The sequence below is a fragment of the Helicobacter acinonychis genome (genome assembly GCF_900461455.1).
GTDB classification, from domain to species: Bacteria; Campylobacterota; Campylobacteria; order Campylobacterales; family Helicobacteraceae; genus Helicobacter; species Helicobacter acinonychis.
In genome coordinates, this window is the sequence record NZ_UGIA01000001.1 from 1,401,487 (window position 1) to 1,425,944 (window position 24,458).

19 protein-coding genes and 6 pseudogenes are annotated in these 24,458 nt (G+C 37.8%); 14 read left to right on the forward strand and 11 right to left on the reverse strand.

What is annotated here, in order from left to right; genetic code table 11:
* Nucleotides 1-64: 64 nt before the first annotated feature.
* Genes DYI00_RS06910 through DYI00_RS06930 form a run of 5 tightly spaced genes read left to right on the forward strand, consistent with a single transcriptional unit; the run spans nt 65 to nt 4,048 of the window.
* Nucleotides 65-1,198 (forward strand): ABC transporter permease, encoded by a 1,134-nt coding sequence (locus tag DYI00_RS06910; RefSeq protein WP_011578505.1) that lies wholly within the window; start codon nt 65-67, stop codon nt 1,196-1,198.
* Entirely contained in the window at nt 1,198-1,983 is a 786-nt protein-coding gene (locus DYI00_RS06915) for an ABC transporter ATP-binding protein (protein ID WP_011578504.1), read from the forward strand. Before DYI00_RS06910 ends, DYI00_RS06915 begins: the two co-directional genes overlap by 1 nt.
* Complete coding sequence (locus DYI00_RS06920) at nt 1,968-2,783, forward strand: MlaD family protein (RefSeq protein ID WP_104687741.1); 816 nt, start codon at nt 1,968-1,970, stop codon at nt 2,781-2,783. Before DYI00_RS06915 ends, DYI00_RS06920 begins: the two co-directional genes overlap by 16 nt.
* 2 nt (nt 2,784-2,785) lie before the next feature.
* Nucleotides 2,786-3,457 carry an ABC-type transport auxiliary lipoprotein family protein gene (locus tag DYI00_RS06925; protein WP_104687740.1) on the forward strand — a complete coding sequence of 224 codons (672 nt, stop codon included), beginning with the start codon at nt 2,786-2,788 and terminating at the stop codon, nt 3,455-3,457.
* A 12-nt stretch (nt 3,458-3,469) separates the two neighbouring features.
* Nucleotides 3,470-4,048, forward strand: a complete 579-nt coding sequence (locus DYI00_RS06930) for an META domain-containing protein (protein ID WP_041600300.1) — start codon at nt 3,470-3,472, stop codon at nt 4,046-4,048.
* A 209-nt stretch (nt 4,049-4,257) separates the two neighbouring features.
* Here the strand turns inward: DYI00_RS06930 and DYI00_RS06935 are convergent, their stop codons facing one another.
* The 3 genes from DYI00_RS06935 to DYI00_RS08600 are packed head-to-tail and all read right to left on the reverse strand — an operon-like array spanning nt 4,258 to nt 8,775.
* On the reverse strand, nt 4,258-6,186 hold the full coding sequence (locus tag DYI00_RS06935; RefSeq protein WP_104709356.1) for a site-specific DNA-methyltransferase: 1,929 nt from the start codon (nt 6,184-6,186) through the stop codon (nt 4,258-4,260).
* Nucleotides 6,180-8,699, reverse strand: coding sequence for a DEAD/DEAH box helicase family protein (locus DYI00_RS06940; RefSeq protein ID WP_324807913.1), 2,520 nt, complete (start codon nt 8,697-8,699; stop codon nt 6,180-6,182). The genes DYI00_RS06935 and DYI00_RS06940 overlap by 7 nt, the downstream gene beginning before the upstream one ends.
* Complete coding sequence (locus tag DYI00_RS08600; protein WP_233755700.1) at nt 8,629-8,775, reverse strand: type III restriction endonuclease subunit R; 147 nt, start codon at nt 8,773-8,775, stop codon at nt 8,629-8,631. The genes DYI00_RS06940 and DYI00_RS08600 overlap by 71 nt, the downstream gene beginning before the upstream one ends.
* A 35-nt stretch (nt 8,776-8,810) precedes the next feature.
* On the opposite strand from DYI00_RS08600, the gene polA reads away from it, so the two are divergent.
* The 3 genes from polA to ilvE all read left to right on the forward strand — a co-directional run bounded on the left by polA (nt 8,811) and on the right by ilvE (nt 13,663).
* Nucleotides 8,811-11,474 (forward strand): DNA polymerase I, encoded by a 2,664-nt coding sequence (gene polA / locus DYI00_RS06945; protein ID WP_104709355.1) that lies wholly within the window; start codon nt 8,811-8,813, stop codon nt 11,472-11,474.
* 100 nt (nt 11,475-11,574) lie between these two features.
* Entirely contained in the window at nt 11,575-12,321 is a 747-nt protein-coding gene (locus DYI00_RS06950) for an outer membrane protein (RefSeq protein WP_011578497.1), read from the forward strand.
* A 319-nt stretch (nt 12,322-12,640) separates the two neighbouring features.
* A complete protein-coding gene (gene ilvE / locus DYI00_RS06955) occupies nt 12,641-13,663 on the forward strand; it encodes a branched-chain-amino-acid transaminase (RefSeq protein WP_011578496.1) in 1,023 nt (340 codons plus the stop codon).
* Between the two features lie 9 nt (nt 13,664-13,672).
* Here ilvE and DYI00_RS06960 read toward each other — a convergent pair.
* Together DYI00_RS06960 and DYI00_RS08785 are read right to left on the reverse strand one after the other, a co-directional pair.
* Nucleotides 13,673-14,378, reverse strand: a pseudogene (locus tag DYI00_RS06960) (M48 family metallopeptidase).
* Between the two features lie 10 nt (nt 14,379-14,388).
* Nucleotides 14,389-14,481 (reverse strand): annotated as a pseudogene (locus DYI00_RS08785) (type I restriction endonuclease subunit R); the annotation flags it as partial.
* Between DYI00_RS08785 and DYI00_RS08605 the strand changes: the two are divergent.
* From DYI00_RS08605 to DYI00_RS06980, 3 genes and pseudogenes are all read left to right on the forward strand, one after another.
* Nucleotides 14,473-14,706, forward strand: a pseudogene (locus DYI00_RS08605) (hypothetical protein); the annotation flags it as partial. The pseudogenes DYI00_RS08785 and DYI00_RS08605 sit on opposite strands and share 9 nt — an antisense overlap.
* Nucleotides 14,696-15,529 (forward strand): annotated as a pseudogene (locus tag DYI00_RS06975) (relaxase/mobilization nuclease domain-containing protein); the annotation flags it as partial. The pseudogenes DYI00_RS08605 and DYI00_RS06975, both read left to right, overlap by 11 nt.
* 56 nt (nt 15,530-15,585) lie before the next feature.
* A complete protein-coding gene (locus tag DYI00_RS06980) occupies nt 15,586-16,143 on the forward strand; it encodes a hypothetical protein (RefSeq protein ID WP_011578488.1) in 558 nt (185 codons plus the stop codon).
* Nucleotides 16,144-16,281: 138 nt separating this feature from the next.
* Here DYI00_RS06980 and DYI00_RS08925 read toward each other — a convergent pair.
* The 6 genes and pseudogenes from DYI00_RS08925 to groES form a co-directional block, all read right to left on the reverse strand.
* Nucleotides 16,282-16,791, reverse strand: a pseudogene (locus DYI00_RS08925) (outer membrane protein); the annotation flags it as partial.
* 445 nt (nt 16,792-17,236) lie between these two features.
* A complete protein-coding gene (locus tag DYI00_RS08930) occupies nt 17,237-17,371 on the reverse strand; it encodes a hypothetical protein (protein WP_411697125.1) in 135 nt (44 codons plus the stop codon).
* A 158-nt stretch (nt 17,372-17,529) separates the two neighbouring features.
* Nucleotides 17,530-17,893 (reverse strand): annotated as a pseudogene (locus DYI00_RS08935) (SabA family sialic acid-binding adhesin); the annotation flags it as partial.
* A gap of 106 nt (nt 17,894-17,999) precedes the next feature.
* Complete coding sequence (locus DYI00_RS08940) at nt 18,000-18,230, reverse strand: hypothetical protein (protein WP_011578484.1); 231 nt, start codon at nt 18,228-18,230, stop codon at nt 18,000-18,002.
* A 181-nt stretch (nt 18,231-18,411) separates the two neighbouring features.
* Nucleotides 18,412-20,052 carry a chaperonin GroEL gene (gene groL / locus DYI00_RS07000; protein ID WP_011578483.1) on the reverse strand — a complete coding sequence of 547 codons (1,641 nt, stop codon included), beginning with the start codon at nt 20,050-20,052 and terminating at the stop codon, nt 18,412-18,414.
* A gap of 22 nt (nt 20,053-20,074) precedes the next feature.
* Nucleotides 20,075-20,431, reverse strand: a complete 357-nt coding sequence (groES, locus tag DYI00_RS07005) for a co-chaperone GroES (protein ID WP_011578482.1) — start codon at nt 20,429-20,431, stop codon at nt 20,075-20,077.
* A gap of 279 nt (nt 20,432-20,710) precedes the next feature.
* Here groES and dnaG point away from each other — a divergent pair, with 279 nt between their 5' ends.
* The 3 genes from dnaG (at nt 20,711) to DYI00_RS07025 (ending at nt 24,357) form a co-directional block, all read left to right on the forward strand.
* The gene (gene dnaG / locus DYI00_RS07015; protein WP_011578481.1) at nt 20,711-22,390 is read left to right on the forward strand and encodes a DNA primase; all 1,680 of its coding nucleotides are present in this window, start codon (nt 20,711-20,713) and stop codon (nt 22,388-22,390) included.
* On the forward strand, nt 22,387-23,439 hold the full coding sequence (locus tag DYI00_RS07020; RefSeq protein WP_011578480.1) for an MnmA/TRMU family protein: 1,053 nt from the start codon (nt 22,387-22,389) through the stop codon (nt 23,437-23,439). Before dnaG ends, DYI00_RS07020 begins: the two co-directional genes overlap by 4 nt.
* 90 nt (nt 23,440-23,529) lie before the next feature.
* Entirely contained in the window at nt 23,530-24,357 is an 828-nt protein-coding gene (locus DYI00_RS07025) for a DUF5718 family protein (RefSeq protein ID WP_011578479.1), read from the forward strand.
* Nucleotides 24,358-24,458: the final 101 nt, after the last annotated feature.

A 24,458-nucleotide genomic window follows, 5' to 3' on the forward strand; every position in this document is an offset into this window, starting at 1 on the left:
ATAATTTTAACAAACTAAAATTGATTAACAGATTTTACCTAATCTATAGAGAGAATGTATTTTAATGGAAACAGAGAAACAAGAATTTTTAGAGATGCGTAAAGATGGATCTGGCTCTGTGCTGATTTTAGGGGGGGATTGGGATTTTAGAACGAGCGTGTTTCTTTTAGATGAGCTTAAAAAAACCCTATCCAACCATCAAGGGCGTTTGAAAATGGATTTTTCAAGGTGCCAAAAAGTGGATTTTGTTTTTGGCATGTTCTTGTTTGATCTCATTAAAGAGCGCTCTTTAAACATTGAGTTGTGCAATGTGAGCGAGAGTAACGCCTGCGCTTTAAAGGTGGTCAGGGACTGGCTTGAAAAAGATGGAAATATTGAGTCTCAAAAAACGATCAAAAAATACGAACTTGTGGTCACTAAAATGGGCAAAAGCATTGTAGAGACTTACAACACCTTTTTAAACGCACTCAATTTTTGTGGCATGATTTTATTCTACTTCATTAAAGGGGTTTTTAACCCCAAGCGTTTTTGCTTCACCCCATTAGTTTATCACATCAATGAATCTGGGTTTAAGGTTTTGCCGGTGAGCATTTTAACGGTGTTTATCGTAGGCTTTGCGATCACTTTGCAAGGGGCTTTGCAATTGCAAGATATGGGCGTGCCTTTAACGACGGTTGAAATGACAGCCAAGCTTGCTTTAAGAGAGATCGGCCCTTTTATTTTGACCCTCGTGGTTGCCGGAAGGAGTGCGAGCAGTTTTACCGCGCAAATTGGGGTAATGAAAATCACTGAGGAATTGGATGCGATGAAAACCATGGGCTTTAACCCTTTTGAGTTTTTGGTGTTGCCTAGGGTGTTAGCTTTAATCATTGTGCTGCCTTTAATGGTGTTTATTGCCGATGCGATCGCTATTTTAGGGAGCATGTGCGCGGTCAAATACCAATTGGATCTAACCTTTTCAAGCTATGTGGATAGGTTCCATAGCACGGTGACTTGGAATCATTTCTGGGTAGGGATTATCAAAGCGCCTTTTTGGGGGTTTGCGATTGCGGTAGTAGGGTGCATGCGTGGGTTTGAAGTCAGGGGGGATACTGAAAGCGTGGGGCGTTTGACCACTATTAGCGTGGTGAATGCCTTGTTTTGGATCATCTTCTTAAACGCCACCTTTTCTATTGTCTTTTCTCGATTGGGTATATGATGGCCGTTATTCAAAATCAAGCGTTGATTGAAGTGAAAGATCTCCATAACGCTTTTGGGAGCACCGTTATTCATAAAGGCGTGAGTTTTAGCGTGCATAAGGGTGAAGTGATGGCGGTTTTAGGAGGGTCAGGGAGCGGTAAAAGCACGCTTTTAAGGAGCATGGTTTTACTCAATCGCCCCACTAAGGGGGAGGTGCTGCTTTTTGGGAAAGACATTTGGAAAATCAAAGAAGAAGAGCAACGAAAGATTTTTAACCGTTGCGGTATTTGTTTCCAGTTTGGTGCGCTTTATAGCTCACTTACGGTTTTAGAAAACGTGGGGATCATGCTAGAAAAATACGGCACTTATTCTAAAAAAAACATTGTAGAAATTTCTAAAATGTGGATTGAAAAAGTGGGCTTGCCCGCTAGGGCTTGCGGCCTTTACCCCTATGAATTGAGTGGGGGGATGAAAAAGCGCGTGGGTCTAGCTAGGGCTATGGCGACCAATCCTGAGATTTTATTTTTAGATGAGCCTACAAGCGGATTGGATCCTTATAGCGCGGGCAAATTTGATGAGCTGATTATGATGCTCAAAGAGAGCTTGCAGCTTACGGTGGTGATGATTACGCATGATTTGGACTCCGTGCATGACTGCGTGGATCGGTTTATCATGCTTAAAGACGGGTTATTAGAATTTAACGGAGATTTAAAAGATTTTATCAAAAAAGCCCAAAATCAAGGACTTGATGAGGGTAATTTATTCAATTCAACGCGAGGAGAGAAATTTTGGAAAGGCATGTGAATTACACTTTAATTGGCGGGCTCTTCTTTTTATGCTTAATTTTTATGGTAGGTTTTATTTTATGGCTAGGGCATGTGGGATTAGATGATGGGAAATACCACCGCTATGTGGTCTATACGGACAAGGATTTAGGGGGCATTGCCACGAATTCGCCTATCAGCTATAAGGGGATCCAGGTGGGCAATGTGGTGAAAGTGGGTTTTGCAAAGGATAAAGTGGGGGTGGTGCGTTTGGACTTGATGATTAAAAACAGCGTTAAGATCCGTAAAGACTCCAAAGTGGTGGTTTCTTCGCAAGGGCTTATGGGGTTAAAATACCTCTCTTTAGAGCAAAGCCACAATGAAGAATTTTACAGCAGTGACGATAAAGAAGAGCGGGTTTTGATCTTTAAAGAAGGGTTTATAGGGCGCTTGAGCGGGGACGCTAACCAAATGGTTAAAGAAGCGATGAAAGTCATCAACAATGTCAATAGGGTGCTGGATAATGAAAATATAGAGAAAGTCAAGCACATTCTTTCTTCAGTGGATGATCTCATCGCCAATTTAGACGCGAGAAAAGTGCAATTTGACTCTTTAATCAAAAACGCTAATAATCTTGTTTCTAGTGCTAATGATGTGGCTTTAAATGTGGATAAACGCCTAAAAGAAGGGCAATACGACTTTAAGGCGATGTTCACTCCTTTGATTTTGCAAGCGGAATTGAGCTTAAGGAATATTGATAATTTTGTGCAAAAAGGTTCTGCATTGATGGATAAATTTGACGCCGATCCTTATAAAACGATTTTTGGAGAAAGGAAGTAACCATGAGAGCCGTTAGTGTCAAAATTTTTTCGCTTTCGTCGGCATTAGCTTTGTTGCTTCAGGGTTGCTTGAGTATCAATTTAAAACAAGTGCTGCCAGAGATTAAAACCTATGATTTGAATGCAAGTTCTTTTGAAAAATCCCAGTGCGCTAAACCTTTGGCTGAAGTGTGGTTGGTTAGCATTTTGAGCGCGGATTTGTTCAACACTAAAGAGATTGTGGTTAAAACACAAGACGGGCAAATCACTTACAAAAAGCGCCAAAAATGGATAGATTTGCCTCGCAACATGCTAAAAACCATGTTCATGCAAGAGGCTGAAAAAGCGTGCTTGAGCGTGGCTTTGCCCCCTTATGGCGTTGGCGTGCCAACTTATGCGGTGCGTTTTACGATTTTATCGTTTTCTCTTTTAGAAGAGGGGAATGGCGCTTATAGGGCAGAGTTTGCACTAGGGTATGATATTAGCGTGAAAGGCAAATCCCAATCAGGGATCATCATCAAGCATGAAAATATTTCCAGTTTGGAAAACAAAAATGCCCATGCGAGCAAAGATAACAATCAAAATTTTCAAGAAAGCGCGATACAATCCCTTCAGCATGTGAGCGTGCAAGCGGTGCAAGAAGCGATCTCTTTGATTAAAAAAGCGCTTGAAGAGCAAAACCCATTAAAAAAGTAAGGAGTCATGATTTTGAATTTGCGATTGGTTGGAATGAGCGTTTTGATAGCGTGTGTTTTTTCGGGGTGCTTTTTTTTAAGAGTGTTTAACAAAAAGCTTTCTAGCGATGATTGGCATATCCAAAAAGTGGAGATGAACCATCAAGTGTATGATATTGAAACCATGCTCGCCGATAGCGCTTTTAGAGAGCATGAAGAACAAGACTCTTCTTTGGATACGCCTGAAGACAAGACAGCAGCCGCAAATAAAGAGCAAGAGAGAAAAGAAAAAAGAAAGCATTGGTATGAGCTTTTTAAAAAGAAGCCAAAGCCTAAAAACTCTATGGGAGAGTTTGTGTTTGACCAAAAGGAAAACCGCATTTATGGGAGAGGCTATTGCAACCGGTATTTTGCTAGCTATGCATGGCAAGACAGCAAACGCATTGAAATTGGAGATAGTGCGATCACCAGAAAAGTGTGCAGAGACGATCAGTTGATGGCGTTTGAATTGGCGTTCATGGAGAATTTTAAGGGCACTTTTATGATCACTAAAGGCAAGGGCACGCTTGTTTTAGACAACCAAAAAATGAAAATCTATTTGACAACGCCTTGAGTTGGTTTTTATTTCAAAATGTTCTAATTTTATAGAGAGGTTAAAAAGAAAATCTTTTAACTGCTTTTTAAAATTTGTTTAAAACTCATTTTCTTAAGGGGATAGGGGGCGTTTTGAAATCCCCTACAACCCCTAACTAAAAATCCCCTAACTTTCAATAGCGCTTTTTAAAACCCATCGCTTGTTAGCTTTTGTTAAAACTCTTTTGATTAAGGTTTGTTTTGATAAAAAATTCCATTGTATTTTTTAGTGATCTCATCTATCCCCCATGCGTCTTCGTTAATATCGCCCAAGTTTAAATAATCTTCGTTAGAATCCAAAAGCTTGCAACAAATCTCTTGCTGCTCTTTTAAAGCTAAATGTTGGAATTCTTCGCTATGGATGTGATCGATCTCATAATCTGCACGTTTTAAAATGCGCGCGTTTAGAGTGTTAAAGATTTTTAAGCATTCGTTGGTGTTTTTAGCGTTAAGGATTTGTCTTTTAACCTCTAAATTCACTTCTTTTAATTCAGCATAGACAAAACTCCCACCCCCTTTAAAATCGCATTTTTTAGAAATGCCCCCTTGCTCGCCCTCTATGACTTTTTTTAACCTTGCTTTGGTGATATTTTCTATATAGTCCATTTGCTCGATGCCAATGTAGCGGCGTTTCATTTTGTGTGCCACCGCGCAAGTCGTCCCGCTCCCGGCAAAAAAGTCTAACACGAGGTCGTTTTCTTGGGTGGAAATTTCTAAAATATCTTTAATAAGTCGTTCGGGTTTTTTGCCAGCTTTCCATACTAAATTTGCTTCTTTATTGATATTCATCATATCTTTATAAAAGCCTCCCCACCAATCTCCCCTTATTTTTCTTAATCCAATTTTTGCGTCAAAATCATCAGTTTCGCCAATAGCATCACTTAATTTAAGAAGTTGTCTTATAATATTATTTGAAGTTTTAAATATTAAATATTGATTATATTCTACAATCTCTCCACTATTAAGATTGCTTTCTTGTTCTTGCGTGAAATTAAAATTAATCTCAGCATTATTATCTCTGTAAATATTATTCGCATTTTTATGGACAAAATCTCTAAAGTCTTTATCATCATTGTAAAGAGCCACGATTTTGTCTTTTGTTATATTCTCATACTTACTTTTTAAGAAATTTAATAGTGTTTCTCGTTTTTTAGTTTTAGGATCTATATAGATCGAATAGTGTTCATCCCATTCTTTAGCCACATAAAGAGAACGGATAAAACTAAAATTCTCCATATTTTTTGAATAAATTAAAATATATTCGGCATTTTTAACAATATTTCCTTTTTTAGCCGAAGCCACTTTCATGCCTTGCGTTGTTGATAATTCTACATGCAAATTCGCCACAAAATTCTCCCTGCCAAACACTTCATCCATTAAAACTTTTAAATAAGCCTGTTCGTTATCGTCGCATTGCACAAAAATCACGCCATTATCACTTAAAAACTCCCTAGCCGCTTCAAGCCTGTTTTTCATAAACACCAGCCAAGAGCTGTGGTTAAAATTATCGTTGTAATTAAAGCTGTCGTTACCGGTATTATAAGGGGGGTCAATGTAGATGCATTTAACTTTTTTAGCGAATTTCTTTTTTAAAGAATGGAGAGCGATTAAGTTATTGCCTTTGATAAGGTAGTTCGTGTTTTTCTCTTTTAAAGCGTTTTCTAAATCGCCTTTCCCATGCATTTCAAAATGGCACAACACTTTTGGACTTAAAAGCGTGTCAATTTCGTTTTTATGCAGTATTTCATGGTAAAAAAGCTCGTTAGATTTGGTGGCGTTGTCTTTAGCGTTGCCTAGTAAAACATTGTCTTTAAAAGGGAAATTCAAGACGACCAGTTCGCTGCATTTTATCAAACGCCCTTGTGAAAATAAACCTATTTGATTTTTAAATCGTGTGAAAGAGTTTTCTAATTCTCTTGTTTCTAAACATTCTAATAACGCCTTTTCATCAAATACAAGCGAGTTGGCGATAGTTTTAAAAAAGTGTTTTTTGTAGTCGTTAGCGTTTTCATTCTCAAGCATGAAGGTTAAAAGCTTTTCATCATGCTGTATGATTAAGGTCGCTAAGCGTTCTTTAGTGAAACGATGGATTAAAGTGTCTAGTAGGTTTTTTAACATGGGGAGTCCTTGAAAGTTTGATTGAAGGCGGTTACAAATCCGTCTTTTACGACGCCATTATGGAGCGTGAAAAAGGGCAAGCCTTTTAAATGGAGCTTTTTATTGTGGCTTTTAAGCGTGGCCTTTTCTAGCATTTCTAAAAATTCTTCTTTCCAAGCGTTAGAATGCTCTAAATGTTCGCCCTTAACTTCCATATAACAAGTGAAACCTAAAAATTCATCTTCGTGCGTTTGAGCAAAAAGGATAAAATCAGGCTCAAAGCCTTGCCCGTAATAAGGGCCTTCTATGTTGCAAAAAACTTTTAGTTCAGTAAAATGGTCATTTCTTAAGATGCACCACTCTTTGAATTTCTTGTCTAAAATCTCTCTATGGTCGTTGATAAAAATTAGAAAATCCCTTTCAGTTTCGCTGTCTAGCTTTCTCATGTCCTTAAAAAGCAGCCATTCATAAGGGTTTTTTTCAAATTCGTTAGCGCTAAGGCTTTTGTTATGCGTTTCAAATTCTTTTAATTCTAATTCGCTCACGAAGGGTTTATCTTGTTCTTTTAAAAGCGTGTCTTTTAGGTTTTCAATGATATAAACAGCGAGTTCTAAAAGTATTTTGTTGTCATCAAACTTTTGGTTTTTATGAAAGTTTGTTTTTAATTGAGAGATATACCGCTCTATAAATTCTACTTTATTGTTGAAGGCATGTTTTTTAAAAGCCTTTTTAAGCGTTTTAAAATCCAGGTTTTTTAAATTCAGGGCTTTTAAAAAATAGTTTATGGGGATTTTATCTAATTTGTGGGTCTTATGATAAGTTTTATCGCCTTTATCTTCTTTAAAATCCACTTTCTTTTCACGAACGCCAAAGGCAAATAAGGGGATATGCAAACTTTCGAGTTTGACTTTAACAGGACCTGTATAGTCTTTAAATAGGTTTTTTATTTTTATCTTTTTATTGCTCGCATAGTAGCATTTGAAATGTTTGGTGGGTTTTAAAGGGATAGTCTGTTTTTCATTTGCAAATCCTAAACCTGAAGTTTGTAACTCTTTTTTTAATTTGGCGATAAACTCGCTGTCATAAATAGCATGGTAGTCTAATCTCTCTAGCGCGCTTAAGGGGTCGGAGAGGTCAAATTTGCGTTGGTAAAACTCTATGCGGCTTGGTTTAAAATCGTTGTAACTAAAGGGGTAATACCTAGCCCCTCGCCCTATGAGTTGGGCGTCTTTGGTGGTGTCTTTTTGATTTGCTTTATTTTTAAGCCTGACGATATCAAACAAGTTCAGCACATCCCACCCCTCATTGAGTTTATCCACGCTAAAAATCACCCTTTTAGGGTTGTCTCTGTCTTCTAATGAGTTCAATAAAAGCATGCTCTTTTCTAATTCTTTTTCATTATTGGTGTTAATCTGGGTGCTTTCTTTGAATTTCGTTTGTAAGAATGCGGCAAGGTTAGCGGTGTGGTTTTTTGCATCAAAAAAGTTTTTAGCGTTTTTAAAAAAGGCGTTGTGGCTGTATTTGAAAAAATCTTCTAAATCTAAATGGCTTAGATTCTTTAAAAAGGCGTTGAAACGCTTTTGATTGTCTTCGCTCTCGCTAATCCTTTCGCTTTTAAACAAAATACAAGGTTTAAAGTTTTCAATATTGTGGTGTTGGGCTAACAATTCTTTATATAAACTTGAAACGCATGCCCCTAAAAATCGTGTTTCTAACGTTTTACTTTCATAAGAGAGCGAGTAGATATTTTTACAAAATTTATCCTTGCTAAATTCTTTTAAGGTGTAAGTTATCATCTTCAGGTTTTTATATTTTTCTTCAACGCTTTTTTCTTTAGGGATAGTGGCGCTAAATTCCAGCAATAAATTGTCTTTGTTTTGTTCTAGGGCTAATTTCACGACGCTTTCCCAATTGCGTTTTTCACTAGACTCAGTATCATTTAATTTCTTTTTGGTCTCTGTGTTTAAATGGTGCACTTCATCCGCTAAAAAAACTAATTTTTGATCTTTTAAATCCTCTATTGTGATAGCGTTTTCTTTAGCCTTGGTGAATAATGAAAACAAGCCCTGAATGGTGCTAAAATAGATGCTGATAGCGCTATCATTGCTCTCGTTTAAATGATTGATGCTTTTAATTTCTACGCTTTTATCGTTGATATTGATATTTTCACTAAAAAGGTATTTTGATGAGACGCTGTCTATAAAATTCAATTTGGTTTTTTCTAAAATGCTTGCACTATTCACAAAAAAGATAAAGTTTTGATAGCCTTTCTTATAGCATTCTAAAATCAAACCTGCCATCACTAAAGTCTTACCGCTACCGGTTGCCATTTCAAACATGAAATGCTTTTGAGTTGGGTTAGATTGTTTTCTTTCTAAATAATTATGTATCGCTTGCTTTTGATAATCTCTAAGCTCTTTTTTTAAATGGCTTGTGATGTAAGTGGGGAGCTCTATTTCTTCATTATTGGGTGCGTGATCTTTTATTGCTGATTGGGGGGGGGTAACTTTGAGCGAATCGATCTTGCATAAAATCCCTTAATGAAAAAGTGAGAGAATTATAGCGTAAAAGTTTAAGATTGGATTTAGGGGTGCAAGCTTGTGTTACAATTAAATTTGAAATTTGCTTGATTTAAGAGAGATTCAATGGAACAGCCAATCACTAAAGAAGGGACTTTAGCTTTAATTGATACTTTTGCGTATTTGTTTAGAAGCTATTACATGAGTGCTAAAACGAAGCCTTTAACCAACGATAAGGGCTTTCCAACAGGGCTTTTAATGGGGCTTGTGGGCATGATTAAAAAATTTTATAAAGACAGAAAAAACATGCCTTTTATCGTGTTTGCCCTAGAAAGCCAAACTAAAACGAAACGATCTGAAAAACTGGGCGAATACAAACAAAATCGTAAAGACGCCCCTAAAGAAATGCTTTTACAAATCCCTATCGCATTAGAATGGTTGCAAAAAATGGGTTTTACTTGCGTGGAAGTGAGTGGGTTTGAAGCTGATGATGTTATCGCCAGTTTAGCCACGCTAAGCCCTTATAAAACCCGCATTTATTCTAAAGACAAGGATTTTAACCAGCTTTTGAACGATAAAATCGCGCTTTTTGATGGTAAAACGGAGTTTTTAGCAAAAGATTGCGTGGAAAAATACGGGATTTTGCCCAGTCAATTCACTGATTATCAAGGCATTGTAGGGGATAGCAGCGATAATTATAAGGGGGTTAAAGGCATTGGGAGCAAGAACGCTAAAGAATTGTTGCAACAATTAGGGAGTTTGGAAAAAATCTATAACAATTTAGATCTAGCGAAAAATTTACTCAGCCCTAAAATGTATCAAGCCCTTATACATGATAAAGAGAGCGCGTTTTTAAGTAAAGAATTAGCCACTTTAGAGAGAGAGTGTATTAAAGAATTTGATTTTTTAAGTTGCGCTTTTCCTAGTGAAAACCCTTTATGGAAAATTAAAGATGAATTGAAAGAATATGGCTTTATTTCTACTTTAAGGGATTTAGAAAATACCCCTATGCCTTTAATTTTAGATGAAACCCCTCTATTAGACAGCGCTCCTACAAAATCAAGCATGATCATTTTAGAAAATACCGCACCATTTAGCGCGTTTTTAGAAAAATTAGAAAATTCTAGTGCAAGGGTTTTTGCGCGTTTGGTGCTGAATAAAGAAAAAGAAATTCTAGCCCTAGCGTTTTTATTTGAATGTCAAGGCTATTTTTTACCCCTAGAAGAAGCGTTATTTTCGCCCTTTTCTTTAGAGTTTTTGCAAAACGCTTTTTCTAAAATGTTACAGCACGCGTGCATCATAGGGCATGATTTAAAACCCTTGTTAAGCTTTTTAAAAGCCAAATATCAGGTTTCTTTGGAAAACATTCATATCCAAGACACTCAAATTTTAGCGTTTTTGAAAAATCCAGAAAAAGTTGGGTTTGATGAGGTTTTAAAGGAATATTTAAAAGAAGATTTAATTTTGCATGAAAAGATCAAAGATTTTAAGACAAAAAGCAAGGCGGAAAAGTTAGAGTGCTTGAATGTGGAATTAAACGCTTTAAAGCGTTTGTGCGAGTATTTTGAAAAAGAGGGGCTAGAAGAGGATTTACTTTCTTTAGCTAAAGAGATTGAAATGCCGTTTATGAAAGTCTTAATGAATATGGAATTTCAAGGCTTTAAAATTGATGCACCTTATTTTAAGCGCTTAGAGCAGGAGTTTAAAGATGAATTAAAAGTTTTAGAGCGTCAAATTTTGGATTTAATCGGCGAGGATTTTAACCTCAATTCGCCCAAACAACTCAGTGGAGTTTTGTATGAAAAATTAAACCTTCCTAAAAATAAAAGCCACTCCACCGATGAAAAAAACTTATTAAAGATTATGGATAAGCACCCAAGCATCCCTTTGATTTTAGAATACAGAGAATTGAACAAGCTTTCTAACACTTATATCACCCCCTTGTTACGCCTAAAAGACAAAGACGATAAAATCCATACCACTTTCATTCAAACCGGCACAGCTACGGGGCGTTTAAGCTCGCATTCGCCTAATTTGCAAAATATCCCAGTGCGATCTTCTAAAGGCTTACTCATTCGTAAGGGCTTTATTTCTAGCTCCAAAGAATATTGTTTGTTAGGGGTGGATTATTCGCAGATTGAATTGCGTTTGTTAGCCCATTTTAGCCAGGATAAGGATTTAATGGAGGCGTTTTTAAAGGGGCGAGACATCCATTTAGAAACTTCTAGGGCGTTGTTTGGCGAAAATTCAGCTAAAGAAAAACGATCGATCGCTAAAAGCATTAATTTTGGGCTTGTGTATGGCATGGGGAGTAAGAAATTGAGCGAAACTTTAAATATCCCTTTAAACGAGGCTAAAAGCTATATAGAAGCGTATTTCAAACGATTCCCTAGCATCAAAGATTATTTAAATAACATGCAAGAAGAGATTTTAAAAACTTCTAAAGCTTTCACTTTGCTTGGGCGTTATAGGGTGTTTGACTTTAATGGCGTTAATGATTATGTTAAGGGTAATTATTTGCGAGAGGGCGTGAATGCGATCTTTCAAGGGAGTGCGAGCGATTTATTGAAACTGGGCATGCTCAAAGTGAGCGAGCGTTTTAAAAATGATTCTTCAGTGAGGCTGCTTTTACAAGTGCATGACGAATTGATTTTTGAGATTGAAGAAAAAAACGCCCTAGAGTTGCAGCAAGAAATCCAACGCATTCTCAACAATGAAGTGTATGCTTTAAGAGTGCCGCTAGAAACAAGCGCGTTTATTGCAAAGCGTTGGAATGATCTAAAAGGTTAGTTTTTTAATTGAGTTTAAGAAAAAATATATTATTATTCCACTATAAGTAATACTTTGTGGTATTAAGCTAATTATAGAAAGAACAAAGGGAAAAGACTGAATGTTAAAAAGAGTTGTGTTATTAGGAGCTTTGAGCGTTGCAGCGAGCGCTGAAGAGAACGCTGCGTTTGTAGGGGCTAATTACCAAGTCGGTATGATACAAAATCAAACTAAAATGGTGAATGAACTTGGCGTCCAAAAGCCTTTAATGAAGTTTCCGCCTTTTGCAGGAGCGGGTGCTCAAGTGGGTTACAAGCAATTTTTTGGCAAGAAAAAGTGGTTTGGCATGCGTTATTATGGGTTTTTTGACTACACGCATGATCGTTTTGGCGTGATGACAAAGGGTATTCCGGTTGGTGCTAGCGGGTTTATTTATAATAGTTTTAGTTTTGGTGGGACGACTTTAACCGAAAGGGATTCCTATCGAGGGCAATATTATGTCAATTTATTCACTTATGGTGCAGGATTGGATACGCTGTGGAATTTTGTGAATAAAGAGAACATGGTTTTTGGCTTTGTGGTAGGAATCCAAGTAGCTGGGGATAGTTGGGCAACGACTATCAGTAAAGAGATTGCAAGCTATGCAAAGCACCATAGCAATTCTAGCTATAGTCCGGCCAATTTCCAATTTTTATGGAAGTTTGGGATCCGCACCCATATCGCTAAATACAATAGCCTAGAATTAGGGATTAAAGTGCCCACCATTACGCACCGGCTTTTTTCCATTACAAATGAAAAAGGATATACCTTACAAGCGGATGTGCGCAGAGTGTATGCATTCCAAGTCAGCTATTTGAGAGATTTTTAATTAGTTGTATTTTCATGGAATGCTGATCGCAAAATCTTAAAAAATGCTTTTAGCATTTTTTACAACAAACAAAAGAACTTGACGCTAGTCAAGTGATAGCTTAATTAAAGAAGCGGTATTCTCGGATTAGGGCTTTTTAAGGGGGTTAAGGGGGAGAGTTATTTCAAAACGCCCCCTATCCCCTTAAGAGAATTAGGTTTTAAAATAAAGTAACTAAAACCCCATTTTAAATTAAATGGAGTTACTTTGAGCGTTAATATTTGAGGGATTTTTAACCCCTTTTAGATACAATCGCATCTAAAACTGTTAAAGGTGCAAAATGGCAAATTTAGAAAATTTGGACTGGAAAAATCTGGGCTTTAGCTACATTAAAACGGATTTTCGCTTCATCGCTACTTATAAAAACGGCTCTTGGTCACAGGGCGAGTTAGTCAGCGAAAATGTGTTACAGATTAGTGAAGGCTCTCCGGTCTTGCATTATGGGCAGGCTTGTTTTGAAGGCTTGAAAGCGTATCGCTCTCAAGATGGAAAAGCCCTACTCTTTCGCCCTTTAGAAAACGCCAAACGCTTGCAAACTTCATGCGAAAGATTGCTCATGCCAAAAGTGAGCGAAGAGTTGTTTTTAAGGGCATGCACTGAAGCGATCAAAGCAAACATGAAATGGCTCGCTCCTTACAAAAGCGGGGCGAGTTTGTATTTGCGCCCTTTTGTCATAGGCGTAGGGGATAATTTGGGGGTAAAGCCGGCCAATGAATACCTTTTTATCGTATTTTGTGTGCCTGTGGGGGCGTATTTTAAGGGGGGTATAGAAAAAGGGGGGGCGAGATTTATCACCACGACTTTTGATAGAGCCGCGCCTAAAGGCACAGGGGGGGTGAAAGTGGGGGGGAATTATGCTGCAAGCTTATTGGCCCATAAAATGGCCCTAGAGCAAGGCTATGATGATTGCATTTATTTAGACCCTACCACGCACACTAAAATTGAAGAAGTGGGGGCGGCGAATTTTTTTGGCATCACGCATGATAATACTTTTATCACTCCGCATTCGCCGAGCGTTCTACCAAGCATTACCAGAAAAAGCTTGATGTTTTTGGCTCAAGAATATTTGGGTTTGAAAGTGGAAGAAAAAGAAATTTTGATTGATAAATTAGATGTGTTTAAAGAAGCTGGAGCGTGCGGGACAGCTGCGATCATCACGCCTATTAAAGAAATTGTGCACCACAACAAGTCTTATTTTTTTGAAACGCCAGGTCATGTTACTAAGCGACTCTATGATTTGCTTTTATCCATCCAACAAGGCGAACAAAAAGCCCCTAAAGATTGGGTGCTTGAAGTTAATTAAACATTTTGTTTAAGAACGCTCCAAATAAGTCTCTTTGAGGCTAGCCTTAGCCCTTTGCCAATTGGGTAAATACAAACTCAACAAATCTCTAAGATATTCGTTATGGTGGTGCGCTTTTAAATGCAATAATTCATGCACAACCACATATTCAATGCCTTCACTAGCGGCTTTAACTAATTCCAAATTAAAAAGTAAGGTGCGTTTAAGAGTATTGCAACTCCCCCATATCCGTTTCATTTTTTGGATTTTAAAGCTTTGTATACTTTCGTTTAAAACTTTTTCGTATTGGTTGATGCAAGTTTGTATTTTTTCTCTTAAAACTTGTCTGTAATATTTTTCTAGCGCTTTTAAGCGATTTTCTAAACTTGTATTTTGATGGGCATGCAAGATTAAATGCGTGGGGCTTTGGAGGACAAAGGGGTTTTTTTGAGTGTGTTCAATTTTTAACAAATAGCGTTTTCCAAAAAGATAATGGCTTTCTCTTTCTGGCATTTCTCTTTGGCTCTGTCTGTTTTGGTTTAAAAAGTTTTGTTGCTGTTCTTTTATCCAAGGAAGCCTTTTAATCAAAGAAAGCTTAAGGCCCTCATCGCTTAAAGCTAGGAGGCAAGACACATGCACAGAGCCATTGGGCGGGCAAACGCTAATATGTAAATGTTTAATATCTTTTTTCTATAACGATGTTGGTATCGCTTAAAGTCAAATGATAAACATTCATCTATTGACACTCATCTGTATTTGGCTAAATTAAAGATGTTTTCTAACAAACCCTCATCGTCTATGATTTTTTTCAAAGCGGTTTTTTTAAGGTTTCTTTCTTTTGTGCATTATTTCCACTATTTTTGACGGTCTACTTATTTTTTAATGGGCACAATATGGATAGTCATGGCAAGGCAGTTTGGGCTGAAATGAAAGATATTATTAAATACGAATATAAGATTTTTAATATTTTTAAAGGTTTGTTTTTAATTTTTCTTCTACCCCCAATGCTTGTTGTCTATAGCTTTACGCTATTGCCTGTTTTGATAGGGTGTATATTTCATGAGCAATGGTGAACTAGTGAGAGATGAATTTTTTACTGAAGTTGATTATGGTGATACAGCAGAGCAATGGAATGAGCAATTTGAAAAACTATTAGAAAATAAGAGTCGTATTAAAAATTGCACTTTATATTTAGTGTTTAGCATTGATGAAAATTGTAATGAAAAAAATTTAAAAGCTTTGGAATTAAGCGTGTATCAAACACTCACTAATACGATAGGTTATGATTATCCTTTTATAATAAAACTCCATGCACACCAAAACAATCCGCATGCACATGTGATTATCAACAAAACTAACAAAATTACCCATAAGCAACTACGCTTTCATTCTAAAGATAGCTCTAAAGAGTTTTACCACACACTAAGAGAAACATTTAAAGATTATTTGTTTGCTAACTCAAAAGGCGAATTGCAATATTCTAACACGCCCAATATTCATAAGGCGATTAAAAATATAGAGACAGAGTTAGATACGCTAGAAACACAGGCTAGAAACAATAAGAGTTTTAGGCATGAAAATGATTTTTATAAGGTTTTAGGCAGTGCAACTTCTCAAATAGAAAGCTTGAAAAAAAGAGAAAAAACTCTATCTGATCATTTAAATGATCTAAAAAGTTTATTAGAAAAAACACATTGGGAAAAAGAAAAATTCACGCCCCCTACAAATGAAAAAGAACTTAACCAACAACTTAAAGAAATAAAATGGTTAGATAAAGAATCTTTAACTCCTAAAAACACTTATAAAAAAATTCAAAAATGAGCTGTCTGTAAAAGCCCTTTAATAAAAGATTATCTTTATGCCATCAAAAAACTTTTTGCCACACAAAGCTAAATTAGACGCTTATGGGTTTCCTACTAGAAGTGTAGGAAAAAAGATTTTGGATGTTTAAAAGCGGATTAAACTCATGGATTTTGTTAGGGATTTTAGGGGTGTTATTGATCACTCTTTATGCTTTTAAGAGATTTCAAAGTAATGATTTATTTGAAGCCAAAACTTTTGCAACAATTATTTTTTCTTTGAATTTTTATCTTTTTACCACTATTCACATACATAGTGATAATAAAATGCATAAGATTGTAGTTGAAATTGTAGAAGCTCTAGCCAATCTATTAGGAATAGCTATAGACGAAGATGTCAAATCCTTACAACAACAACTCAATGTGCAAGATGTTTCGCAAAAGATTAACAATAAGAATATAGTCACTCATGCGACAAAAATTTTCGCACTCATGCAGGATATTTGGAATAAATATGAGTTTGGCAGCATTTTGAATGGAGAAGCATTTTTAAATATTATTGTTTTACTAGTAATTTTTGGGCTACAAATTGTAATGCTTTCAATGATATATTTCGCTAGTTTGTGTTATCTTCCTAGAAAAGCTTTTTATTTTTCCCTTTTATTTTTTATGATACCAAGCATCTTTTTTTCAACAGGCTAGAGATTTCTTCTTTAGTTATATCAAAAAAGTTGCATCGCTTACTTACGCAAGCCCTTTGCTATTTTATTTTAAAAATGCTCTAAAAGCATTTTTCAATATCCAATACGCAAACACATAATTCAATAGATGCTTTAAAGCCTAGCGGTATTGCAATGGAGTGCCTTATAAAGAATAGTGGCTCGTGTTGATCGCGGGGATTTTCACGCCCAGTTCAATGCCATGTTGTGTTGCATGATCGCTTTTTCCTTATTTTTGGCGGGATTCACCCTCAAGCCCGAGTTGGATAAAAACGGAAAATCCGCCGCATCCACTTGGCGTTATAGAAATGGTTAAAAGCCGCTGAATGCATGGATTGAGCGTTAAGCCATGGAGCGCTAGCTATTGCGATACCGCAAAAGAAATCTTGTTGTTTTGAGTGGCTTTATCGTTGGTAAAGTTATAGAGTGCACCCGCTCCCACCCCATAAGGGAAAACATCAGAAGCGGGATTGAAAAAACTAAACTTGATATAAGCGTGGTTATCGTCTAAAAAGCCATAATCCCTTGCACCCCAAGTTTTCTTTCCGCCAAAGAATTGTTTGTAACCCGCTTGCACGCCAATCAAATGCATCGCGCCGTTATGGGTTTGAGAGACGAAGGGGTTATGACCCTATTCTCTCGTGATGTTTTGCAATTGAGTGGAAGCGTTCAAATCAGGCGTGTCATTGGTTTTGCTTGCCGCTAAATCAGATAAAGAATTGGGGAAATTAGGGAGCGCTTTAGGGGTGGCTTGATAGCCGTTCCCCAGTTTAGTGCATTCACTGCTGAAGCCCGCTGAAGTGCAGGCGAGTTTTTGTGCATGATTGATTCGCTCGGCTTGGTTACCAAAACAAGCGAGGCTGTTTTTGAGATGCGTGATGGCCTCTTCCCCATACGTGCAAAGCCTGCCTCCTAGGTGTTAGAAGCCGTCTCTCTTGGATTGGTGCCCTATGAGCACCGCCTTCCTTGATAGCGCACGCCTAAAGAGTCCGCTACGAAGTTTTTAGGGAATTTGTCAAAGTTTTTCACCACTTGCTCGGCTTGGCTTAAAATCCGTGCTTGGCTTTGCGCGTTTTTTAATAGCGTTTGAGCGAAAGCTGTATTGGCGTTGGTGTAGGGGTTGTCATTGGCTGGCGCATTTTGGGCTTGGTGTTCAAAGCGTTTTTAATGCAATTCGTTTCCGTTACGACTTTTTGAGCGCGGCTGATCATGTTTTAGACAGCAGTGAAATAAGCGCCAAAAATCTTGTGCATGTTATTGCTATTTCCTGAAATGCCCCATGGAGAGCCATTACCTGGATGATTACCGCTTTGCGGGCGCGCATACGGGCAAGTGTCTTGGAGTGCTCTAACCATCGCGCTCGCCTGTTTTTTGAAGCCGCTTGGATGATTTGACAGGCTTCATTGAGTTTCTTAAAATTCTCAATGCTCATGGATTTGTCTTTTCCTATGGCTTCATACCGGTTGCATTGAACAGCCGCGCTTTCTTGTCTTGGCTGGTCTTCAAAATTCATGTTACTAGACCCACTACCATTCCCCTTTCTGCACATTACCGCATAGCCTATCCCATTCCACAACCCCACCGCTGCATGGAGCGCTAAAAGCGCCGCTTGATATGCAAGAGAATTGGTTTTTTCATCTGGCAAACTCCTAGCGCTTGAGCCTAAATTGCCCCTTGCACTTATTGATGGCGTTTGGGCTGTTGGGCTGATTGATAAGGTTGTTTAAGGGTGAAACCGAGCAGCTAGGTTGTTTAAATTTCCATAAGCGTCAGAGGGTTTTTGTAACCCACCGGTGCTTTTAACGCTTTGCGTGGCCCCACCGATTTGATAGCTTGCGCTTACAAAAAGCCGTTGCCTTCAGCGTTTAAGAGCGATGAAGAGAGAGTAAGAAAGTCTTTTTCATTGGTTTTGCTTTTGGTTGGATTGATTTTGTAAGCAAGTCTTACAGAAAGCGTCTTAATAAGACCCTTTAATAAGATTCCGTCAATGTAGCATGAATTGATAAGATTTTTGCAATCATTGAGTGCGTTTTTGTTATCAAAAAAAGTTTTAGGGTATTTTTGAGCCATTTCTTCTAAACCATTAAAAGCGGTTTTTAAAAGGGTTTTTAGGTTTTATTTTTAATAGAGCGATCATTTCGCTATGCGTTTTTTAAAGCGAGCGGTTTTGTAATGTAAAAAGCACCCCCCAAAAAGGGGGATTTTAGAAGAGAGATTTTAAAAAGCAAGTTGTATTGAAAGTAAGGGGGGCTTACATCATGCCTCCCATGCCTCCCATACCGCCCATGCCACCCATATCAGGCATTGCTGGGGTCGCTTTTTCTTCTTTGATTTCATGCACGGTGGCTTCTGTGGTTAAAAGCAAGCTTGAAACAGAAACCGCATTTTGTAAGGCGATCCTTTCTACTTTTAAGGGGTCAATAATGCCCTCTTTAAACATATCCACATATTCGCCATTACTAGCGTTAAAGCCAAAATGCCCTTCGTGTTTTTGCACTTCATTCACCACCACACCGCCATCATAACCGGCGTTAATAGCGATTTGAGCCAGTGGGGCTTTAATGGCACGCATGATGATTTCATAGCCCACTTTTTCATCACCGTTCAAATGCAAATGCACTTTTTGAGCCGCACGAATGAGAGCCGCACCGCCACCAATCACAATGCCTTCCTCAACAGCCGCTTTAGTCGCACTTAACGCATCATCCACTCTATCTTTTTTCTCTTTCATTTCCACTTCACTCGCGGCACCCACTTTGATCACAGCCACACCGCCAGAGAGTTTAGCCAATCTTTCTTGCAATTTTTCTTTGTCATAATCGCTTGTCGTGCTTGCAATTTGGGTTTTGATTTGAGCGACTCTGTCTTTGACATCATGACTATGACCTTTGCCATCTACGATCGTGGTGTTGTCTTTGTCAATCACAATCCTTCCGGCTTTGCCTAAAAACTCCACTTCAGCGTTTTCTAAAGTCAAGCCTAATTCTTCGCTGATGACTTGGCCACCGGTTAAAACAGCGATGTCTTTTAGCATTTCTTTTCTTCTGTCCCCAAAGCCTGGAGCTTTAACCGCTGCGATATTCAACACGCCTCTTAATTTATTCACCACTAAAGTTGTTAAAGCTTCGCCTTCAATGTCTTCAGCGATGATTAAAAGCGGTTTGCCCTCTTTCATGGTTTTTTCCAATAGGGGGAGAATGTCTTTCATGCTAGAGATTTTTTTATCCGTCAAAAGAATGTAAGCGTTATCTAATTGAGCGGTCATTTTCTCAGCATTCGTTACAAAATAAGGGGAGAGATAGCCTCTATCAAATTGCATGCCTTCTACCACATCCAATTCATCTTCAATGCCCTTAGCCTCTTCAACGGTGATCACGCCGTCTTTACCCACTTTTTCCATAGCGTCAGCGATGAGTTTCCCAATATTGTGATCGGAGTTGGCAGAAATGGTCGCTACTTGAGTGATTTCTTCTTTACCACCCACTTTTTTGCTAGACTTTTTAAGCTCATTAATGATCGCTTCAGCGGCTTTGTCCATGCCTCTTTTCACTTCAATAGGGTTAGCCCCAGCGGTGATATTCCTTAAACCCTCTTTAAAAATGCTATAAGCCAGCACGGTCGCTGTGGTCGTGCCATCACCGGCTGCATCAGCGGTTTTACTCGCCACTTCTTTGACTAATTGAGCACCCATGTTAGCGACCGGACAGCTTAATTCAATCTCTTTAGCCACGCTCACGCCATCTTTTGTGATGCTTGGAGCGCCATAGCTTTTTTGGATCAACACATTTCTGCCTTTTGGCCCCATGGTTACTTTGACAGCGTCATGGAGTTGTCTCACGCCTTCAAATAAAAGGTTTCTTGCACTATCTGAAAATTTAATTTCTTTTGCCATTGTTCATCCTTTAATAATGTTTTTAGTGTTTTTTGTGATCGTGACAGCAAGCTTCAGCATGCTTGTGATCTTTATGATCATGACTATTGGCATGGCAACAAGATCCTGCATTCACGATGCCCAAAATGTCTTCTAGCTCCAACACCATGTATTCGGTGCCGTCTAAAACGATCTCTGTACCTTTGTATTTGCCAAAAGCGATCACATCGCCCTCTTTAACGCATTTGCAACCTTCACTGATCTTATGGCTAACCGCTTTGACTACGCCCATTAAAGGCTTTTCTTTAGCGTTATCAGGGATAATGATGCCTGAACTAGTTTTGTTCTCTTCTTCAAGTCTTTCTACTAAGACCCTTTCTCCTAATGGCTGAAACTTCATGTCAGTTCTCCTAAATTTGATTAAAATAAAATAGAAATTAGCGCTTATTGTTCTTAAGCGACACAACTATAGCGCATTTTTAGGGATAAGTCAAGCCATAAAAACAAAGATAAGATTATAGCTATAAGGATTATTAAGTCTATTTGTATAAAGTTTCATTAGTTTAAAAATATAGGGATTAAAAAAGGGGCGTTATTGACAAACCTTTTTTAAGATTTTATTTATTGAGTATAATGCGTTGAAGCGAGTTAAATTATAAGAAAAAGTGAAAGCGTTAAAATGATCCTTAAAAGTTCCGTTGATCGCCTTTTACAAGTTGCAGATATTGTAGAAGTCATTAGTTCTTATGTGGATTTAAGAAAAACGGGTTCTAATTACATGGCTTGTTGCCCTTTCCATGATGAAAGGAGTGCGAGTTTTAGCGTCAATCAAGCTAAAGGGTTTTACCATTGTTTTGGGTGTGGGGCGAGTGGGGATAGCATTCAATTTGTGATGGAGTTTGAAAAGCTTTCGTTTGTGGAAGCGCTTGAGAAACTAGCCCACCGATTCAATGTGACTTTAGAATATGATAAAGGCGTTTATTACGATTATAAAGAAGATTACCACCTTTTAGAAATGGTGAGCTCGTTGTATCAAGAAGAGCTTTTTAACGCCCCCTTTTTTTTAGATTATTTGCAAAAAAGAGGGCTTAATATAGAGAGTATCAGAGCGTTTAAATTAGGGTTATGCGTAAATAGAATTTATCATGGCATTGAAAATAAAGGCTTGAATAAGGACAAGCTCATTGAATTAGGCGTGTTAGGAAAAAACGATAACAATCAGAAAACCTATTTACGCTTTTTAGATCGCATTATGTTCCCTATTTATAACCCTAGCGCTCAAGTGGTGGGTTTTGGAGGGCGCACCTTAAAAGAAAAAGGAGCCAAATATATCAATTCGCCCCAAAGCAAGCTTTTTGATAAATCCAGTTTGCTTTATGGCTATCATTTGGCTAAAGAAAGCATCTATAAACAAAAACAAGTCATTGTAACAGAGGGGTATTTAGATGTGATTTTATTGCACCAAGCGGGTTTTAAAAATGCCATAGCCACGCTTGGGACGGCCTTAACACCATCGCATTTGCCCTTGCTTAAAAAAGGCGAGCCAGAGATTTTTTTGAGCTATGATGGGGATAAAGCAGGGAGGAATGCGGCGTATAAAGCGAGCTTGATGTTGGCTAAAGAGCAAAGAAAAGGGGGAGTGATCTTATTTGAAAACAACCTAGATCCAGCGGATATGATCGCTAATAACCAGATTGAAACCTTAAAAAATTGGTTATCGCACCCCATAGCTTTTATTGAATTTGTTTTAAGGCATATGGCGAGTTCTTATGTTTTGGATGACCCTTTAGAAAAAGATAAGGCTCTTAAAGAAATGTTAGGGTTTTTGAAAAACTTTTCCTTGCTTTTACAAAGCGAATACAAGCCCTTAATCGCTACGCTTTTACAAGTGCCTTCGCATGTTTTAGGGATCAAAGAGCGCTCATCTTTCCAACCTTTTTATTCAAAAACAGAAAAATCTAATTATTCTCAAAAGTTTGTGCATGTTTCTAACACGCTCAGTTTGGAATTTTTAGAAAAATTGGTGATCCGCTATCTTTTAGAAGACAGGAGTTTATTAGATTTGGCGGTGGGTTATATCCATAGTGGGGTATTCTTGCATAAAAAACAAGAATTTGACGCTTTGTGTCAAGAAAAATTAGATGACCCTAAATTAGTTGCGTTATTATTAGATGCGAATTTACCCCTAAAAAAAGGGGGGTTTGAAAAGGAATTGCGTTTGTTGATTTTACGCTATTTTGAACGGCAACTCAAAGAAATCCCTAAAAGCCCGCTTTCTTTTAGCGAAAAAATGATCGCTTTAAAAAAGGTCCGCCAAGCCATCATTAAATTAAAACAAGGAGAATTAGTCGCCATATGAAAAAGATTAAAGCTTTAGCCTTATTTAGTGGGGGGCTAGATAGTTTGTTATCCATGAAATTACTCATTGATCAAGGCATTGAAGTAACCGCCTTACACTTTAATATAGGGTTTGGGGGGAATAAGGATAAAAGAGAGTATTTTGAAAACGCCACCGCACAAATCGGGGCTAAACTCTTAGTGTGTGATATTAGAGAGCAATTTTTTAACGATGTGTTGTTCAAGCCAAAATACGGCTATGGGAAATATTTCAACCCTTGTATAGACTGCCATGCCAACATGTTTAGAAACGCGTTTTATAAAATGCTTGAACTAAACGCAGATTTTGTTTTGAGCGGGGAAGTGTTAGGGCAACGCCCTAAATCTCAAAGAAAAGAAGCATTAGATCAGGTGAGAAAATTGGTTAGAGCGGTGGGCGAAGAGGTGCGTTTTGATGGGATTTTAGACAGAACGCAAGAAAGTAATGAAAAAGCGCAATTTTTAGATGAATTGTTACTAAGACCCATGAGCGCTAAACTCTTAGAGCCTACTTTTATGGAAAAAAAGGGTTGGGTTGATAGAGAAAAGCTTTTAGATGTGAATGGTAGGGGGCGTGCTAGGCAATTACAAATGGTTAAAGATTATGGTTTGAAATATTACGAAAAGCCGGGTGGGGGGTGCTTGCTTACGGATATTCAAGTGAGTAATAAGATTAAGAATTTAAAAGAATACAGAGAAATGGTGTTTGAAGACAGCGTGATTGTCAAAATCGGGCGCTATTTTGTCTTACCCAATAACGCCCGCTTGGTGGTGGCAAGGAATGAAGAGGAAAATCATAAACTAGACATTCAGCACCCCTTAATGGATAAAATTGAATTGTTAGGTTGTAAAGGTCCTTTGAGTTTGGTGGATAAAAATGCGAGTAAAGAAGATAAAGAATTAGCTGGTCGTATCGCTTTAGGGTATGCTAAAACTTCAACAGAACAAGCTTATCTCATTCAAATAGGGAATGAAAAACGCGAGCTTCACCCTTTGGATAAAGAGAGCGCTAGGGAGTATTTATTCACTTAAAAAGAGATTTTTAAGAGTTTTAAGGGTTTTCTTTTTATACTATTAATAAAAAGTTCTAATCAGCGTTAAGCTGTTTTTTAGGAGGTTTGCATGCAGGAGTTTTTAGGTTTTGGTGTGGTGGGGAATTTTGCAGGGCATTTGGAGCAGGCAGGGGAGAGTCATAGTTTTATTAACATGAAAAGCGAAGAAAAGGACGCCCCTAAAGGGTTATTCCCTTTTTATATCCCATATGAAAATTGCTATTTGGGGCGTTGTTGCATTGATAACCATAAGATTATTTTGCCCAATGATTTGAATTTAAAAGTGCAAGCAGAACCAGAAATCGCCTTGGAATGCGATGTCAAATACGATGAAAAAAATTTCGTCTCAAAGCTTGTGCCTAATTTCTTCATGGCGTTTAACGACACTTCTGTGCGCAATCTAGACGCCAAAAAACTCTCACAAAAAAAGAATTTTTCATCAGCTTCTAAAGGTATTGGGCAAAAATTACCCATTGATAGGTTTGTTTATGGAGGGGTGTGTAACAACTTTTCTATCGCATCGTTTTTAAAATACAATAATGTTTGGCACATTTATGGGGAAAACAGCAAATTGCTCAAATACGAGTTTTTTTACCAAAAGCTTTTAGATTGGATCAAAGACAGATTAAACTACCAACAAGACAGCGACTCTTTAGAAGCTTTAAGACCTTTTTTAGAGTGCCATCATTTCCCCACTAAAATCGTGGTGGCGATTGGGGCTACCCCTTATATGCCTTTTGCACAGGAGCATTTTTTGCAAAAAGGCGATGAGGTGGTAATCATTGCTTACAACCACTTGCAATACAGCTTTGAAAAGATTCAAAGCTTGTTAGAAGAAAATGCCTTGCAAACCAAAGAGCATGCCAACCTTTCTTATGTCTATCAAATCGTAGAGTAATAGGGTTTTATCATCTTTTGCTTTTTTACCCCTTTTAAAGAAAAGCCACCCCTTTTAGCCCCCTTTTAGAGAGTTTTAATGGTTTTTTAGGGATAATTTAA